Origin of the sequence: Methylobacterium sp. 2A, assembly GCF_009806555.1 — a bacterium.
Taxonomy (GTDB): Bacteria; Pseudomonadota; Alphaproteobacteria; order Rhizobiales; family Beijerinckiaceae; genus Methylobacterium.
In genome coordinates, this window is the sequence record NZ_VUOK01000021.1 from 17,544 (window position 1) to 32,444 (window position 14,901).

At 68.4% G+C, this 14,901-nt stretch carries 17 protein-coding genes; 10 read left to right on the top strand and 7 right to left on the bottom strand.

Annotated features, from left to right (window positions below):
- Window positions 1-1,182 precede the first annotated feature (1,182 nt).
- Window positions 1,183-1,494, top strand: coding sequence for a hypothetical protein (locus tag FVE89_RS11110; RefSeq protein ID WP_133250856.1), 312 nt, complete (start codon window positions 1,183-1,185; stop codon window positions 1,492-1,494).
- Window positions 1,495-1,623: 129 nt separating this feature from the next.
- On the opposite strand, the gene FVE89_RS11115 is transcribed toward FVE89_RS11110, so the two are convergent.
- Entirely contained in the window at window positions 1,624-1,896 is a 273-nt protein-coding gene (locus tag FVE89_RS11115) for a hypothetical protein (protein WP_116655264.1), read from the bottom strand.
- Between the two features lie 217 nt (window positions 1,897-2,113).
- Here FVE89_RS11115 and FVE89_RS11120 point away from each other — a divergent pair, with 217 nt between their 5' ends.
- The 5 genes from FVE89_RS11120 (at window position 2,114) to FVE89_RS11140 (ending at window position 6,760) form a co-directional block, all read left to right on the top strand.
- Window positions 2,114-2,905, top strand: coding sequence for a Crp/Fnr family transcriptional regulator (locus tag FVE89_RS11120; RefSeq protein ID WP_116655265.1), 792 nt, complete (start codon window positions 2,114-2,116; stop codon window positions 2,903-2,905).
- A 33-nt stretch (window positions 2,906-2,938) separates the two neighbouring features.
- Window positions 2,939-5,176 (top strand): PAS domain S-box protein, encoded by a 2,238-nt coding sequence (locus FVE89_RS11125; RefSeq protein ID WP_116655266.1) that lies wholly within the window; start codon window positions 2,939-2,941, stop codon window positions 5,174-5,176.
- A gap of 74 nt (window positions 5,177-5,250) precedes the next feature.
- Window positions 5,251-5,628 carry a response regulator gene (locus FVE89_RS11130; RefSeq protein WP_116655267.1) on the top strand — a complete coding sequence of 126 codons (378 nt, stop codon included), beginning with the start codon at window positions 5,251-5,253 and terminating at the stop codon, window positions 5,626-5,628.
- 144 nt (window positions 5,629-5,772) lie between these two features.
- Entirely contained in the window at window positions 5,773-6,318 is a 546-nt protein-coding gene (locus FVE89_RS11135) for a ferritin-like domain-containing protein (protein ID WP_116655268.1), read from the top strand.
- Between the two features lie 184 nt (window positions 6,319-6,502).
- Entirely contained in the window at window positions 6,503-6,760 is a 258-nt protein-coding gene (locus tag FVE89_RS11140) for a hypothetical protein (protein WP_116655269.1), read from the top strand.
- 223 nt (window positions 6,761-6,983) lie between these two features.
- On the opposite strand, the gene FVE89_RS11145 is transcribed toward FVE89_RS11140, so the two are convergent.
- The 4 genes from FVE89_RS11145 to FVE89_RS11150 all read right to left on the bottom strand — a co-directional run bounded on the left by FVE89_RS11145 (window position 6,984) and on the right by FVE89_RS11150 (window position 9,051).
- Window positions 6,984-7,613, bottom strand: a complete 630-nt coding sequence (locus tag FVE89_RS11145; protein WP_318268979.1) for an alpha/beta hydrolase — start codon at window positions 7,611-7,613, stop codon at window positions 6,984-6,986.
- The gene (locus FVE89_RS31080; RefSeq protein WP_246730628.1) at window positions 7,614-7,904 is read right to left on the bottom strand and encodes a hypothetical protein; all 291 of its coding nucleotides are present in this window, start codon (window positions 7,902-7,904) and stop codon (window positions 7,614-7,616) included. It abuts the gene before it with no gap.
- Between the two features lie 207 nt (window positions 7,905-8,111).
- Entirely contained in the window at window positions 8,112-8,528 is a 417-nt protein-coding gene (locus FVE89_RS30500; RefSeq protein WP_116655270.1) for a hypothetical protein, read from the bottom strand.
- 67 nt (window positions 8,529-8,595) lie between these two features.
- Window positions 8,596-9,051, bottom strand: coding sequence for a hypothetical protein (locus FVE89_RS11150; RefSeq protein WP_133250858.1), 456 nt, complete (start codon window positions 9,049-9,051; stop codon window positions 8,596-8,598).
- A gap of 153 nt (window positions 9,052-9,204) precedes the next feature.
- On the opposite strand from FVE89_RS11150, the gene FVE89_RS11155 reads away from it, so the two are divergent.
- Window positions 9,205-9,609: a CsbD family protein gene (locus tag FVE89_RS11155; protein WP_116655272.1), complete on the top strand. Its 405-nt coding sequence runs from the start codon at window positions 9,205-9,207 to the stop codon at window positions 9,607-9,609.
- A gap of 453 nt (window positions 9,610-10,062) precedes the next feature.
- Here the strand turns inward: FVE89_RS11155 and FVE89_RS11160 are convergent, their stop codons facing one another.
- Complete coding sequence (locus FVE89_RS11160) at window positions 10,063-10,308, bottom strand: hypothetical protein (RefSeq protein WP_116655273.1); 246 nt, start codon at window positions 10,306-10,308, stop codon at window positions 10,063-10,065.
- Window positions 10,309-10,538: 230 nt separating this feature from the next.
- Between FVE89_RS11160 and FVE89_RS11165 the strand changes: the two genes are divergently transcribed.
- Window positions 10,539-12,071: a sensor domain-containing diguanylate cyclase gene (locus FVE89_RS11165; protein ID WP_116655274.1), complete on the top strand. Its 1,533-nt coding sequence runs from the start codon at window positions 10,539-10,541 to the stop codon at window positions 12,069-12,071.
- 186 nt (window positions 12,072-12,257) lie between these two features.
- Window positions 12,258-12,707: a low affinity iron permease family protein gene (locus FVE89_RS11170; protein ID WP_116655275.1), complete on the top strand. Its 450-nt coding sequence runs from the start codon at window positions 12,258-12,260 to the stop codon at window positions 12,705-12,707.
- On the opposite strand, the gene FVE89_RS11175 is transcribed toward FVE89_RS11170, so the two are convergent.
- Complete coding sequence (locus FVE89_RS11175; protein ID WP_116655276.1) at window positions 12,704-13,699, bottom strand: HWE histidine kinase domain-containing protein; 996 nt, start codon at window positions 13,697-13,699, stop codon at window positions 12,704-12,706. The genes FVE89_RS11170 and FVE89_RS11175 overlap by 4 nt on opposite strands.
- A gap of 248 nt (window positions 13,700-13,947) precedes the next feature.
- Here FVE89_RS11175 and FVE89_RS11180 point away from each other — a divergent pair, with 248 nt between their 5' ends.
- On the top strand, window positions 13,948-14,418 hold the full coding sequence (locus FVE89_RS11180; protein ID WP_160534096.1) for a DUF3597 domain-containing protein: 471 nt from the start codon (window positions 13,948-13,950) through the stop codon (window positions 14,416-14,418).
- The last annotated feature ends 483 nt before the right edge of the window (window positions 14,419-14,901 follow it).

A 14,901-nucleotide genomic window follows, 5' to 3' on the forward strand; every position in this document is an offset into this window, starting at 1 on the left:
GTTCTCGACCGACTGCGGCTTCCGCGATGGCTCGGAGGATAACAGATTGCCCTCGTCTCATCGTCACGCCGGCACAGTTTTTCGGATTGAGGCGGCTGCACCACAGTCTGGTTCGGGAAAAGAGTCTCCGCAGCACAGTCCGCAGCAGAACCGACAACCCGCCTTGGCGCAAGCTAACGTGAGAATTTGTCTCGATTTCTCTTACTCCCGGAGGGGCGGTCTCATTAAAGTTTATCTCGATCTGCAGGGAACGTATTCCGCCTCGCTCCCTAGACCCGTCATGCCCAAGCGTGAATGCCTGTTCCAACCCTTGGAAACAGAGGCCGGCATCAAACCCGATGCCGGCCCGATCATGGTGTCGATGGGTCCAGACCGCATCCTTATCGTGATCTGCGGACCGGGCCATGCCCTTCGGGTTGCCGTACTTTCTTTTCGGATCAGCCGCGAGGACACCACCGGCCCCCAACGCCGGGGGCTGCCATCCGGTCGAGCGCCCTGATCGGTCAGGCCCGCGAAGGCGCCTTGGCGGTCGGCTCGGCTGGCTTCGCCGAACCGTCGCTGCGGTCCTCACGTGGTCGGATCGTCCGCTCCATGATGATCTGGACGGCGGCCCGGCTCGCACGAGGAAGCCGCCTCGGGACGAGGCGAGCCGGACGGCTGGGACAGCCGAGGCAGACTATCAGGAAAGCCTGTCCCGATTTGAGGCCCTGCCAATGGTACGCACTCAAGAGAGCTTGTCCCGATTGTCAGGGAAGCCTGTCCTCACGCCCCGGGATGTGCTTGAAGCCGGTGGCCTCCGCAGAGGGGCGCCCGTGACCGCGCGCCCCTCTGCGAGCATGATGATCCCCGTGGCGGGCGTGAGCCAGGACCGTTGGCCGGGACGAAACCTTTTCGGTTTCGCGGCCTGATCGGGCATCCACTCACGGGAATTGCCGCGCGCAGGAATGCTCTCCGCTTTCGACGGGCAGGGCGCCGCCCACGTCGGACGGGGTCTGCGGAGAGCTGGGAGCGTTTGCGAGGCGGTCGTCGAGCTCCCTGCCTTCTTCCTTCATCGAGGTCATGAAATCAGGGACCGCAGGTCGAAACACCGGTCCGGGGCGGGTCCAGCCCCGACACCGTCGGTCGTCGAGGCCGTTTCAGCTCGCCGCGCTCAGGTCTGCGGCGGTGATCGCATGGCGACGCGTGACGATCAAGCCACAGGCGATCCGGTCCGGCCTCATCTGGAGGTCGTTCGTGAACAAGAGAAGGGAAGTCCCGCTCACGCGGGCGGAGATTATCGCCATCATCCGTGCCGGGCAGGCGAGCTTTGCGGAGATACCGCATGCATGCACGGAGGCGATGCTAGGAGAGAGGGTGGCGAGCCTAACGATGAAGTCCGTCAGGCACCGTCCTTTTGAAGCGAGCTCGGTACAAGAGACGACGCGGCCGCGCGAGCTGCCGCTGTTCGACTGGGTAGTCGACCCGGTCGCAGTCTATCGAGGGCGGGCGGAGTGAAGCCCTGAACACCTCGGTGCGAGGGGCATCGGAACGCCGGCGTCCTTAGCCACGGTTGGCCGCCCGCAAGCTGCCGCGACTATCGAAAACGCGCGAGGCGACCATGGCTGCGTCCGGCCGACGGCGCCCTCAGCCATTGCGGCCGTCGATGGCTCGTAGATCGGGCTCGGGGTGGCACTCCGCGTCCAGGTTCAGGCGCACGGTGCATCGCTCGCTGCCCATCTCGTCGCGGACGAAGGCCACGAAGGTGCGCTTGCCGTCGCTCGGCGGGCCTTCGCGGCCGATGTCGGGCAAGGCGGCGATGGCAGCGTCACGCGCTTCACGCAGGCTATCGTATTCCTGGCCTTCCACATCCTCCAGCCAAACCGGGCCGTCCTGGAAGTCTAGGAAATAACGGGGCATCGGACTACGCGGGCTCCGTGACGCAAGCGGTTTCGAACCTAGAAACCCCTCGCTCGCCCAAAGTTGCATATGTTGGATTTCGCGCACGCGCCGGTTGGGCAAGCCTGCAGAATGCGCCGCCCTTGCCCGGGTATGAGCACTTGTGACCAGACAGCGGTGCAAGCGTTGCGATAACGCTTGCACGCAAGCCGATCTGGACCGAACTGCCGCTACCCACATGCTACCCGACGTCGACGCACTGCTCAGCGGCAACCTGCTCCTCAGCGCACTGCGCCTGCCCGATCAGGCGCTCTTGAAACCGCATCTGGAACTGAAAGCGTACGGACGCGGCGAGGCGCTGTTCGAGGCCGGTGAGGACGTCGGCCACATCGCGTTCCCGCTTGGGCAGTGCGTGGCCGCCCTGGTCATCGGCCTGCAGGATGGACGCGCGGTAGAGACAGCCACGGTCGGCCATGAGGGTGCCATCGGTGGCGTGGTCAGCCAAGGCTCGCTGCCGGCGTTCAGCCGTGCCGTCGTGCAGATCCCCGGTTCGGTCCTACGCATCGAGGCGGCGGTGCTGCAGAAGATCAAGCAGACCTCGCCCGGCCTGCGCAACCTAATCACCCGCTACTCCGACTGCCTGCTCGCCCAGGTGCTGCAATCCGTGGCCTGCAACGCCAGCCATACCATCGAGGCGCGTTGCGCACGATGGCTTCTTGGCCTTCAGGACCGGCTGGGCGGCAACGTCCTGCCGATCACCCACGAGGTGCTGGCCGAGCTCCTGGGCGTGCAGCGCTCCTATCTGTCGCGCGCGCTGAGGACGCTGCAGCAGCAGGGACTGATCCAGGTCCGGCGCGGGCGCATCATCATCGTGAGTCGCCCGGCCGTGGAGGCGTCGGCATGCGAGTGCCACGGGGCAGTCAAACGGCACTTCGAGGCCGTGCTGGGGGCCGTCTACAGCGCCGGCGGCACGCTAATATCGCTCCGCCCGCTGCCGTCCGACGGTAAACCGCTGTGCCAGGCTGTTTGAACGAGAGGGATTTCGCTTGAAGGTCCGGTAGCCGTGCCCTGGTCCGACGATCCCCTCAACAACGTCCCGAAGCAAAGCTTCGAAGATGCCGCGCGCCTGGCCGCCGAACTGTGCCGGACGGCGCAGGCGGTCATCTGCCTGCACGATGCCGGAATCCCTCAGGTGCACGCCTCCTACACCGTCGCGGAGGCGAGCCGACGGCTCCCGCCGGTCGCGTGTGCCGAGGTGCCTGTGCCGGAACGGCTGCTCGTCGTGCCCGACCTGCGGCTGGACCCGGCGTATCGCGACGGCCCGCTGGCTCGCGCCGAAGCCGGTACGCGATTTTACGCGGCCGTTCCGTTGAAGACTGCGCAGGGCGAAGTCCTGGGCACCCTCTGCCTGCTCGACCCAGCGCCGCGGCCGGAAGGCCTGACCGAGGCGCAGGGAGAGTGCCTCTGTGGCTTGGGCCGCCAGGTCGTGACGCTCCTTGAGCTCCGGCGAGCCGGGCAGCGGTACCGCGACCAGAAACTGCTGCAGGAACGCATCCTCGGCAGCGCGACCGACTACGCCATCATCGCGATGGACCGGAACGGCCATGTGACGCGCTGGAACGCCGGAGCCGAACGCGTCCTCGGCTGGCGGGAGGACGAGATCCTGGGCGACCCAGCCCATGTGATCTTCACGCCGGAAGACCGCATGGCAGGGCGGCCCGAGACGGAGATGGCGCTGGCCCTTCGTGACGGCAGCGCCCCCGACGAGCGCTGGCACCTGCGCAAGGGCGGGGAGCGGTTCTGGGCCAACGGCGAGATGATGCCGCTGAGGGACGAGCGCGGCACGACGCAGGGCTTCCTCAAGATCGTGCGCGACCGTACCAAGCAGCGGGCGGACGACGCGACGCTGCACAAGGTTCAGGACCAACTGCACCTGGCGGTCGCGGCCACCGACATCGGCATCTTCGACTACGACCTGGCTACGGGCGACCTAGGCTGGGACGCCCGCGTGTGCGCCCTGTTCGGGCTGCCGCCGGACGCGGAGGTTGGCTACGAGGTGTTCCTGGCCGGCCTGCATCCCGGCGACCGGGACTGGGTCGACCAAGCGGTCAAGGCCACCCTCGATCCCGCAGGTGACGGCACCTACGATATCGCGTACCGCACCATCGGCTTGACCGACGGCGTGGAGCGCTGGATCTCGGCCAAGGGACAGGCCTTCTTCGAGCAGGGACGGCCCGTACGCTTCATCGGCACGGTCCGCGACATCACCGAGAGCCGGCAGGCCGAGCAGACGCTGCGGGAGACCGAGGAGCGCTACCGTCTGGCGGCTCGCGCGACCAACGACGCGATCTGGGACTGGAACCTGCACACCGACCACATCCGCTGGAACGATGCGGTGCGGACGCTGTTCGGCTACGCGCCCGAGGAGGTCGGCCCGAGCGGCAAATGGTGGACCTCGCGCATCCATCCGGACGACCGTGAACGCATCAAGACCAGCATCCACGCAGCCATCGACGGGGCGACCGAGAACTGGACCGAGGAGTATCGCTTCCTGCGGGCCGACGGCTCCCATGCGGACATCCTCGACCGCGGCTACGTCCTGCGTGACGAGGGTGGCAAGGCGGTGCGGATGATCGGCGCCATGCTCGACATCACGGAGCGCAAGAAGGCCGAGAAGCACCAGCGCCTGCTCACCGCCGAGTTGCAGCACCGGGTCAAGAACACGCTGGCGATGGTCCAGGCGATTGCCAGCCAGACCTTGCGCGGCGCCACGGACATCGACGAGGCGCGCGAGGCGTTCTCCGCGCGCCTGATCTCGCTCGGGAGGGCGCACGACATCCTGACCCAGGCGAGCTGGACCGCCGCGCCGATAGTCGACGTGGTTGAGGGCGCCCTCAGCGTCCACCGGCAGGCGGACGCGTCCCGGATCCGGGTGAACGGACCCAACGTGCTGCTGGGTGCCAAGCCGGCCTTGTCCCTGGCGCTGGCGCTGCACGAGCTCGCCACCAACGCTGCCAAGTATGGGGCGCTCTCGACCGCAAATGGCGCGGTCGACCTGCGCTGGCACGTCGTGCACGAGGGCGAGCAGCCGCGGTTCTGCCTGACTTGGACCGAGCAGGGCGGGCCGCCGATCCTGAGCCAACCCACCCGTCGGGGGTTCGGCTCGCGGCTGATCGAGCGCAGCTTCGCGTCCGAGGTCGGCGGCGAGGTAAGGCTGACATACGCGCCGACGGGTCTCGTATGCCGTTTGGAGGCGCCACTCGCCTCAATGCAGGAGCCGCGCGAGGCCGTCGCGGCCTAGTGGCGGCATCCTGCGCCGGCATGTCGTGCCCACCAGCGCTGAAACCATCCGCCCGCCTCCGCGATTGGACTAACATGGATCAGACCACCCCGCCGCCCGCCGTCGCCCTGGTCGCCGAGGATGAGTTCCTCCTTCGCATGGAGGCCGCGGACACGCTGAGCGATGCTGGGTTCACGGTGCTGGAGGTGGCGAGCGCCGACGACGCGCTGCGCTTCCTGGAAGACAAGGATGGCGTCGACTTGCTGTTCACCGACGTGAACATGCCTGGTCGCCTCGATGGCTTTGGTTTGGCCCGTGAGGTTGCCCTACGCTGGCCAGGGATCACCATCATCGTCTGCTCAGGCGCAGCCAAGCCCTCACCCGGCGACCTGCCCGCCAAGGCTCGGTTCATAGACAAGCCGTACTCGCCCGCCCTGGTTCACGAGGTCGTTCGCGAGCTGCGCGCGGGCTGAGCGGTGCGTACGGTTCCCGAAACTTTGCAGCTTTCCCCAAGATAAAGCTTGGACCCAGCCATACGGAACAACGTTCCTCTGAGGCTGGCCCCGGTGAGACCACTCCCGCGGCCGGGATATTCGACAACAGGGAGATGGGATCAGATGGCCACCAAGCAGAAAACCTTGCAGGACGCGTTCTACGCGACCCTCAAGGACGTGTACTACGCGGAGAAGCAATCCGTACGCGCGCTGAAGAAGTCTGCCAAGGCGGCCGAGCACGAGGAGCTGCGCCAAGCGTTCGAGACCCACGCTGAGGAGAGTGCCAACCAAGTTGAGCGCCTGCAGCAGGTGTTCGAGATCATCGGCAAGCCGGCCCGCGCCAAGACCTGCGAGGCGATGCAGGGATTGACCTCGGAGATGGAGGAGGACCTGGAGGACTTCGGTGGCACGCCGGCCGCGGATGCCGTGCTGGCAGGCTGCGCGCAGGCGGTCGAGCACTACGAGATCGCCCGCTACGGCACGCTGAAGACCTGGGCGTACCAACTCGGCTACGAGGATGCCGCCAAGCTGCTCGATGAGACCCTGCAAGAGGAGAAGAAGACCGATCAGCTCCTCTCGCAGATTGCCGAGCGCATCAACGTCGTGAGCTCAGGGGAAGAGGCTGAGGAAGGCCCCGCCAAGGGCAAGAGCGGCCGCAAGACCGCCTGAATCAAACCAAATCGTCTGCCGAACTTGGGTGGGCGCCTCTCGCCGTCCTCTCCCCTGCGGGTGGCGTTGCTCAATGCGGTGCGCACGTAGCACAATCCGCTCCCGAGCAAGGGGCATTCGTCTCCATCTTGTCCAGAGACATGGCATTGCCATCTGCTGCACTTCACTCAAACGCGGATGACGGATGCGGCGCCAGCTCCGACGGCTGATGTACCAGACCATGAACGACATCCTCGAACTTGAGGATTACGCGCGTGACATGTCCGGGGCGGCCTACTGGTGCGAACGGGATGGCCAGCACGTCCTCGCCGACGAGATGCGGTGCGTGGGCCGGGAGTACCGCGTCCGCGGCTTGGAGATGCGCGCTACGCTCGCTCTTCTCGAACACATGTTAGCTCAGCCCGATAATACGGAGGCCTCAGGACCCAGCGCTGCCGGCTGAGCGGAATCGATCTGCTGGCGTGGCGCGTTCCTAACCCAAATCCCTTGAGGTCGAAGTTGCCGCCCCCGTGATACGGCTTGAGGGTGTTGTCCGTACGATGCCTGTGCCGGTTGATGCTCCTTTACGAATGAAGGTCACCGGTTGAGCCGGTTTGCAGGCTCGATGAGTAGCGCCACGTCCGAGCATCCACCCTAGCCATTCTTCGGCAACCCCGCCTGGCAGTTCAGCGCACGAAACCCTGCCTGGCCGGCCATGCGCGGCATAGGTTCGGCCGATCCGTCGTCGGGGTCCCCTGTCGGCCCATGCCGAAGCCGTGACCGCCCGTCCCGAACCGATGCACCTCAACCGGCACACCTTGAGCCCGGCAGCTCGCTTCGAGCAGGCTCGCGTTCTCGGGGCTTACGGTCGCGTCGTCCCCGGCCTGCACGATGAACATCGGCGGGTCGCCCGCGCGCACTTGGCTATCCACCGACAAAGCATCGCGCGTCTCACGGGTCGCGTGATCGCCCACCTCGGCACGGGCGGTCGCAGTCCGATCCGAGGGTGCGTCCAGGGTCGCGACAGGGTAAGCCAGCACTACGCAATCGGGGCGGGCCGACTGGTCGTCGATGGCGTCGACAGCGGCGTACGAGCGGGTCTCGCCGCGAACCGCGACCATCCCGAGGACGTAGCCCCCCGCCGAGAAGCCGAGCACGCCGACGCGCCTTGGATCGAGGCGGTAGCGGGCCGCCGCGGCGCGCACTGTCCGCATGGCCCGTTGACCGTCTTGCAACGGCGCCGGAGTGTGATCGCGCCATCCCTCCCGCGGGAGGCGGTAGGTCAGCACGAATGCCGTGACGCCCAGATCCGTCAGTCAGCGCGCCGCCGGGTAGGCCTCCGAGGCTTGGCTGATGCCCGACAGGCCACCGCCCGCCGCGACCAGCATCGCGGTGCCGTTCGGCCGGGCCGGTACGAACGTTTCCAGGAAGGATGCGGCGACGTTCGTGATCACCCCGTCCCTCTCGTGGAGCGGTCCCGTCGGGCCACCGCCGCCGGGCGGGGTTCCTGGCCAGAGCCGGAGGCGTTCGGGCACGGGCTCGGCGCGGGAGGTAACGGCGATGGTAGTCGCAGCGGCGGCGAGGAGCGTACGGCGGTCAAGCGGCATGACACTTCCTGACAGAAGTCCCTGCCAAGCAAATCCCATGTCGGAGCGGACGCTGGGCGCCGGGCACCTCGCCATCGATCCTACGTCAGATTCGGTCCATTCCGCTCAGCCGGGAATGACGCCTACACCGTCGTTCGGCCGCACGGGCGCGCGCGAGGCTTGCAGCGCGCGGCCGCGACGCGGGGGTCGGTCGGAGGATCCGAACGACTACTTCGTGATCTTCACCGAGACGGGGTCGCTGCCCGGGAAAGTCTCTTCGAGCGCCTCGTCGAGTTTTTCCTCAAGACGGTCCGGATGGTCGCCGGGCGACGCCCCGTCCACGGACATGTGCATCGCCTCGTCGGAGAGGATGCGGAGCCGCCGTCGCTCACCGCCCTGCCGCACGACCTCGTAGGCGAGGAAGGCGAAACCCGCACCGATGAGGAGCACGGGAAGCGGGTTCGCCCGCACCGTCGCGGCCAGGTGCTCCGTCGTCGCGGTGATGCCGTCCGGGTTGCGGATCCCGATCAGGTCGTCGGCCAGGCTCGACCGATTGAAGCGGGCCGAGAGGTCGGCGAGCGTGGTCTCCAGCCTGCCCCGGGCCGCCTCGACATCGTACTCCAACGCGTCTGCCGACTTGCTCATCCGTTCACGCGCTCGGTGATGACTGCTTCGCCAGCCAGCCTCGCAACGCTTCGCCGGGCGGGTTCGCTCACGGACGGCCCCCGATGTCCGGGACGGGCAGGACGTCGACAGGGACCACCGCGTGCGGCCGCGGGACCGGCCGAAGCGCGGAAGCCTTGAGGAAGCGGAGGAGCGCGATGCCGGCCAACGCCGCGGCGGCCAGGGCGACACCGGGCCTGCGTCGGACGGCAGCCTCGACCTCGTCGTAGAGCTCGCCGACCGTGCGACGTCCGATATCCCCGGAGAGCTCCTCGACGCCCTCCGCCGCGTTGTCGAAGAACGCCTTCAGGCGCGGCGCATCGGTGAAGACCGCGCCCGCCTCGTGGATGCCCGCAGCGACGTCCGACACCGCCCCAACCGCGTCCTGCTTCCGGTTCGCGGCGTAGCGCTGGACCTGCTCTCGGATGGCCCCGGCGAGGCCGACGCCCGGCGCCGGTTCGTGCTCCAAGGCAGCGGCCGCAGGGTCCCCAGAGTGGTCCGGCATGAGTGAGGCTCCTCCACGCGAGCGGACGGCAGGCCCGTCGGAAACGGCAAGCCGCCGAGTGGGTTCCGCAAACCGACGCCCGAGCCGCGGTGGTCCGAACGGGCCTCTGCCGCGTTAAGCCGCCGAAGGCGCATCGCGCCAATGGAGGAAGCCATGGACGAGAAGCGTGTGACCGGCGAGGTCAGGAAAGTGGCGGGCCAGGTCGAGGGCGCCGTAGGCGACCTGACCGGCGACAGGCAGACCAAGGCGGAGGGGCAGGCGACCGAGCTGCGCGGCACCGTCGAGAACCTGGCCGGGCAGGCCAAGGACGTGGCAAGCGACCTCGCGGGCCAGGCGAGCCAGGCCGCCGGACAGGCGGGCGACATCGCGCGCGAGGCCCTGCGGACCGGCCGCGAGAGGCTGCCGGGCAGTGACGAGGTCTATCGGCGCGGCAGCGAAGCCTACCGACGCGGCAACGAGGCCGTCCGGGGCCACGTGGGCGAGACACCGCTGGTCGCGCTTCTGGCAGCGCTCGGCGTGGGATACCTGCTCAGCCTGCTCATCCACGGGCGGGACTGAGACTTAGGGGCGGCCATCGCTCGCCAGGCTCATGCTTCAGGCGTGCCGCCGACGGGGCCCGGAGTGCCCGACGCTTCGGGCACCCGTAGCCGCGCGAACCGCCGAGCCGGGCTGAAGCATGCGGATATGGCGTAACGGCTGCCGTGCATCGCCGATGGGTGGCCGTCCCACTCATCGCCGCGTCAGTGCAAGGAGCGCACGGCCGCCGCTTGTCGCGACCGGTCGGCAAGTGACCCGAAGCCGGCGCCCCTCGCGACCGTGACCCAGGTCCCGCACGCGGCCATCACGTCGCGAAGGATGGCCACGCTCTCCTCGACCTCGGCCAGGGTCCCAAGCTTACGCGTCGGAAGACCTTGCCGGAGGCGAGCACCGCGATGACCGCAAATAGCCCGTCGGGCATGTCGACGATGCGGCACTCGACCGGCTTGACCATGATCCCGTGCGTCCGACGGCTCAGGCCATGAGGCGGCGGGTGTCGGCGGCGACCAACTCCCGGTAGCGCGCGACAACCTGATCGTGGGATCCACCCATCATCAAGGTGTTGGCGGCCTCCATCGCGGCGACGACCTTCTCGCCGACCATCGACACTATCTCGGCCTGCGCGTCAGCGCCGCCCCAGGCGATGCGCACCAGCCGCAACTCGATGACTCTCTGCGCCTCCGCGGGAAGCAGGAACGCGGCACAGAAGGGGTTCAGCATGGGGTCTCCGAAGGGGGCGACGCAACCGACAACGCGAGGGGAGTCACCGCGTTGACGGCGGACGCTTACGTAGACGGCGCCGCCCCTGGCGCCCGGGGGCGCTCCCGGCCACATCAACGCGGCATTAAGGATGATCCCTCGAACCGTTCAGGGACAACCTCCGACGAAAACGCCGCGTAAGGCATCCGCAGCCATAAAACAGGCAACGACAACGCTTGGGGGACGCCCCGATGGCCTTTCCGCTCCGTCATGCGCGACGGCTGCGTTCCGCCCGCACCTGGATCGCGACGGGCGTGCTCGCCCCCATCGGGATGCTCACGGTTTCGGGGCTGATGCTGCTCGACCTGCGGCGGGACGCCTGGGACAAGGCCGAGCAAACGTCGAGGAACCTGCTTCAGGTCATCGAGCGCGACATCGCCAGGAACGTCGAGATCGTCGACCTGTCGCTGCACGCCGTCGTAGACAACCTGAAGGCACCCGGCGTGGCCGAGGCCACGCCCGAGATGCGCCAGCTCATCCTGTTCGACAGGGCCGCGACGGCCCGCGATCTAGGCGTGATGTTCGTGCTCGACGAGGACGGCGACAGCGTCGTAGAGGCTGCCCAGGTCCCCGCCCGCAAGGTGAACTACAAGGACCGGGACTACTTCCAGGCGCACCGGGCGAGCGCCGGCCTCGGGCTCTACATCAGCCGGCCGCTCGTCTCCCGGCTGACCGGGGACCGCATGATCGTGCTCAGCCGCCGCATCGACAAGGCGGACGGCTCCTTCGGCGGCATCGTTCTGGCCACCCTGAGGCTCAGCTACTTCAGCCGCCTGTTCGACCAGATCGGCCTCGGGCCGGAGGGTGCGATCAACCTCTATCTGCGCGACGGCAGCCGCGTGATGCGCCATCCCTACGCCGAGGCCGACATCGGCGCGAGCATCGCCGGGACGCCGAACTTCGAGCGGTTCGTCCGCGAGCGCAGCGGCACCTTCGTGGGCACCTCGGCGCGCGACGGCGTCGAGCGGCACTACGCCTTCTCCCAGGTCGGCGACCTGCCGCTCGTGCTCAACGTCGCCCTCGCGACCGCCGACATCGAGGCCGGCTGGCGCGCCAAGGCCGCCGTCCTCGGCGCGACGGTCCTGGTCCTGTGCGGCGTGACCGTATTCCTGTCGCTCCTGTACGGGCGAGACCTGCGCCGGCGGGACGCGCTGCAGGCGGAACTCGCCCGGCTCTCCCTGACCGACGTCCTCACCGGGCTGCCGAACCGGCGCCGCTTCGAGCGGGTGTTCGAGCGCGCCTGGAGGGAGGCCGGGCGAACGGGCAAGCCGCTGTCGCTGCTCGTCGTCGATGCCGACCACTTCAAGCGCTGCAACGACCGCTACGGCCATGCGGTCGGGGACGAGGTGCTCAAGGGGCTCGCCCGCTGCCTCTCGACAAGCGTGCACAGGCCTGAGGACCTTGTGGCGCGGGTCGGCGGCGAGGAGTTCGTCATCCTCCTGCCCGAGACGGACGGGGCCGGGGCGCTGCGCGTCGCGGACAAGGTGCATGAAGGCGTCGCGACCCTCTCAGTTGCTTCGGCCGGTATCGGCGCCGGGGCCGTCACGGTGAGCATCGGCTTGGCGAGCGGCTTCGGCGACGACGTTGACGGCGGCGGTCTCTACCGCGATGCCGACGCGGCGCTCTACACCGCCAAGGAAAGCGGCCGCAACCGAACCTGCCGCGCCGGAGGTGCCCGTCGAACCGCGGCGCCGGTCGAAGCGCTTCGTCTGGTCGGCTCCTGAACCAAGATCGGCGGAAGAGGCTTTCCGAGGGCGGCGACCTGGGACGCCTTCGCGACCGAAGCGGGAGGAGAGGCTGAGATACGCGATCCGGGCAGGCTTGCCTTCACCGCGCGGCGAGGATCCCGGATCGAACCTTCGGCGTTCCGGATGCCGAGCTCGGCCGAAAGCCGGCGCAGGGTTCCGGTTATGTCGGCCTCACGCGTCTTCACGACCTTCGCAGGCAAGGTGGCCAAGTGGGCCGGGCACCCGCTCGCCTTCGCGCTCGGGGCGGCCTCACTCGTCGTGTGGGCGGCGAGCGGGCCGTACTTCCACTTCTCCGACACCTGGGAGCTCGTCATCAACACGGGCACCACCATCGTGACCTTTCTGATGGTGTTCCTGATCCAGAACTCGCAGAACCGGGACGGGGCGGCCATCCAGGCCAAGCTCGACGAGCTCATTCGGTCGAGCGCGGCCCAGAACCGCTACATCGGCATCGAGAACCTCACCGAGGAGGAACTCGCCGAGCTTCGGCGGCGCTGCGAGACGCGCGCCCGCGCCGAGCGCCTGGACGACGCCCGGGAGGCCGCCGACGCCGCCGAGGCCCGCGCCCATGAGAAGGCGGCTCGTGCCGCGGCCGAGGCGGGAGGCGGCTAGACCCTAGGCCCGGGCAGAGGGATGGCAACGGCGACCCTCAAACCGTCCGGGTCGAAGGCGATATCGACCTTGGCGCCGACCTGGAGGGTCAACACGCGTTTGAGGAGCTGCGAGCCGAAGCCCTCGCGGGTCGGCAACGCGACGGGTGGCCCGTCGTGCTCGTTCCAGGTCCAGTGGAGCAACCGGCCGTCGGGACCGTCCTCGACCGACCATCTCACCTCCAGGCGCACATCCGGGTCGCCGAGCGCACCGTGGCGGATGGCGTTCGTGGCCATCTCGTGCAGAGCCATGCCGACCGGGACCGCCAGCTCCGACGCGAGCACGACCGGTGGCCCGCTCAGGAAGATGCGCGTCCGTCCGGGCTCGTCGTAGGCGCGGAGCGCCGTCGACAGGAGCCCCTCGAACGAGACCGCCTGGGCGCGGTCGTCCGTGATCAGCGCGTGCGTCTGGGCGAGCGAGGCGATGCTTCCCGTGAACGCTTGCCGGAATTCGGCCAGACCGAGCGACGAGCGCAGGCTGGCGTCGAGCACGGCCTGTACGGTGGCGAGCGTATTCTTTACCCGATGGCGGAGCTCGCGCACCAATAGGTTCTGGCGGTCCTCGGCCGCGCGCCGCTCGGTTATGTCTCGCGGCGCCGAGACCCAGCGCGTGATGCAGCCGTCCATGTCTCGCATCGGCGTGATCAGCCACTCGACCATGTAGGTCGTGCCGTCCTTGCGGTGGTTGAGCGCCTCGCCTTGGGCGCACTCGCCGGCTTCGAGAGAGGCGCGCAGCCGGTTTAGCGCGGTCCGCTCCGTGCGGGGCCCTTGGAGGAGGCGCGGCGAACGGCCCAGAACCTCATGCGCCTCGTAGCCGGTCATGCGGGTGAAGGCGGAGTTGGCGTGTTCGATGTGAGGGCCCGGCTCGTCGAGTTCGGCCGAGGTGATGAGGATGGCCTCGCCAGCCACCTCGACCGCGGCCTTGAACACTTCCATCTCGGGCAGCGCCACCATCGCATCCTCACCCACCTCCAAGGCCGCGCCCCGAGTTGGTGTCGGTGCCGCGAGGCTGCACTTAACTTGTGTGGATTCCGCCGGTTGCCGACCGGGCGTTCGGCGACAGACGCTCATACCGCGCCCCGTCGCCGCAACCCCTGCGCCCAGGGCCGCGTGACGCCGGCAACCTCGATCCGGAACGCCCTGCTCCCATCCCGTTGTCGAGCGCTCGCCCCGGGCAAGGGCCCAGGACTACGGAGGAACCCATGAGCATCTTCGGGTCGATCATATCAAAGATCTTCGGCGGCGGCGCGAGCGCCCAGGCGGCGACCCCGCACGCCTCAAAGGCGCCGAGCGTGTCGGCAGCGGCGCAGCGCTCGGACGGGCCGACCGGCTCGGCCAGCAGCGCCGCTGCGCCTTCGATGAGCGGCGCCCCGTCCCCGGTCGCGGCCGGTCCTTCAGGCGCCGGTCAGGCAAGCGTCGACGTGGGCCGGGTCGTCGCCGACCTCGCCTCCGAGAAGGGCCAGACCCTCGACTACAAGCGCTCCATCGTCGACCTCCTGAAGCTGCTCGACCTCGACAGCAGCCTGCAGGCGCGCAAGCAGCTCGCCGACGAGTTGCACTACACAGGCGACAAGGAGGACTCGGCCACGATGAACGTCTGGCTGCACAAGCAGGTGGTGCAGAAACTCGCCGAGAACGGCGGCAAGGTGCCGGACGACCTCAGGCACGCCTGACCGGGTCGGAAGCCGACATAGGGAACCGTGGGGTGGCCGGGGACTTCCCGGTCACCGACCGACGAAGTAGAGCATGACCGAGAAGAAGGGCCACAGGGGCGCGACGGCCAAGAAGGCGAACGCAAAGGCAGTCACGAGGGCAAATCCGACCCGCGGACCTCGTCGTCGGCCCAGGCCGAGCTCGGCAAGACAGGCGGCAAGAGCAAGTAGGAGTACCGCGCGGCGTCGAGGCGCTGCCGGCTCGCCACCACGAGGACGCCAACGGAGCGCGCACGTCGCCGCCTCACGTCGTCGTCCGCGGCGTCTCACCGCGATTTCCGAGCGACTGCCGCATGGGCCTCGCGATTCTGCACCGCCAATTCCCGATGCCACGCGGGCACCGAGCCGGCCGGCGTTGCCCGAGTCGTAATAAGCACGGGACCCTAACCGTCCGGGAGCGTTGTACCGGGTCGGTCGCAACCGGCGCATTCCCGGAGCGTTGCG

Bases quoted from the DNA above. Each gene is read 5' to 3' on its own strand.
- FVE89_RS11135 (WP_116655268.1), top strand. From the start codon at position 5,773: ATGGCCACCAAGCAGAAAACCTTGCAGGACGCGTTCTACGCGACCCTC.
- FVE89_RS11140 (WP_116655269.1), top strand. From the start codon at position 6,503: ATGCGGCGCCAGCTCCGACGGCTGATGTACCAGACCATGAACGACATC.
- FVE89_RS11115 (WP_116655264.1), bottom strand. From the start codon at position 1,896: ATGCCCCGTTATTTCCTAGACTTCCAGGACGGCCCGGTTTGGCTGGAG.
- FVE89_RS11150 (WP_133250858.1), bottom strand. From the start codon at position 9,051: ATGCCGGACCACTCTGGGGACCCTGCGGCCGCTGCCTTGGAGCACGAA.
- FVE89_RS11170 (WP_116655275.1), top strand. From the start codon at position 12,258: ATGTCGGCCTCACGCGTCTTCACGACCTTCGCAGGCAAGGTGGCCAAG.
- FVE89_RS30500 (WP_116655270.1), bottom strand. From the start codon at position 8,528: ATGAGCAAGTCGGCAGACGCGTTGGAGTACGATGTCGAGGCGGCCCGG.
- FVE89_RS11175 (WP_116655276.1), bottom strand. From the start codon at position 13,699: ATGGTGGCGCTGCCCGAGATGGAAGTGTTCAAGGCCGCGGTCGAGGTG.
- FVE89_RS11120 (WP_116655265.1), top strand. From the start codon at position 2,114: ATGCTACCCGACGTCGACGCACTGCTCAGCGGCAACCTGCTCCTCAGC.
- FVE89_RS11180 (WP_160534096.1), top strand. From the start codon at position 13,948: ATGAGCATCTTCGGGTCGATCATATCAAAGATCTTCGGCGGCGGCGCG.
- FVE89_RS31080 (WP_246730628.1), bottom strand. From the start codon at position 7,904: ATGCCGCTTGACCGCCGTACGCTCCTCGCCGCCGCTGCGACTACCATC.
- FVE89_RS11130 (WP_116655267.1), top strand. From the start codon at position 5,251: ATGGATCAGACCACCCCGCCGCCCGCCGTCGCCCTGGTCGCCGAGGAT.
- FVE89_RS11165 (WP_116655274.1), top strand. From the start codon at position 10,539: ATGGCCTTTCCGCTCCGTCATGCGCGACGGCTGCGTTCCGCCCGCACC.
- FVE89_RS11160 (WP_116655273.1), bottom strand. From the start codon at position 10,308: ATGCTGAACCCCTTCTGTGCCGCGTTCCTGCTTCCCGCGGAGGCGCAG.
- FVE89_RS11155 (WP_116655272.1), top strand. From the start codon at position 9,205: ATGGACGAGAAGCGTGTGACCGGCGAGGTCAGGAAAGTGGCGGGCCAG.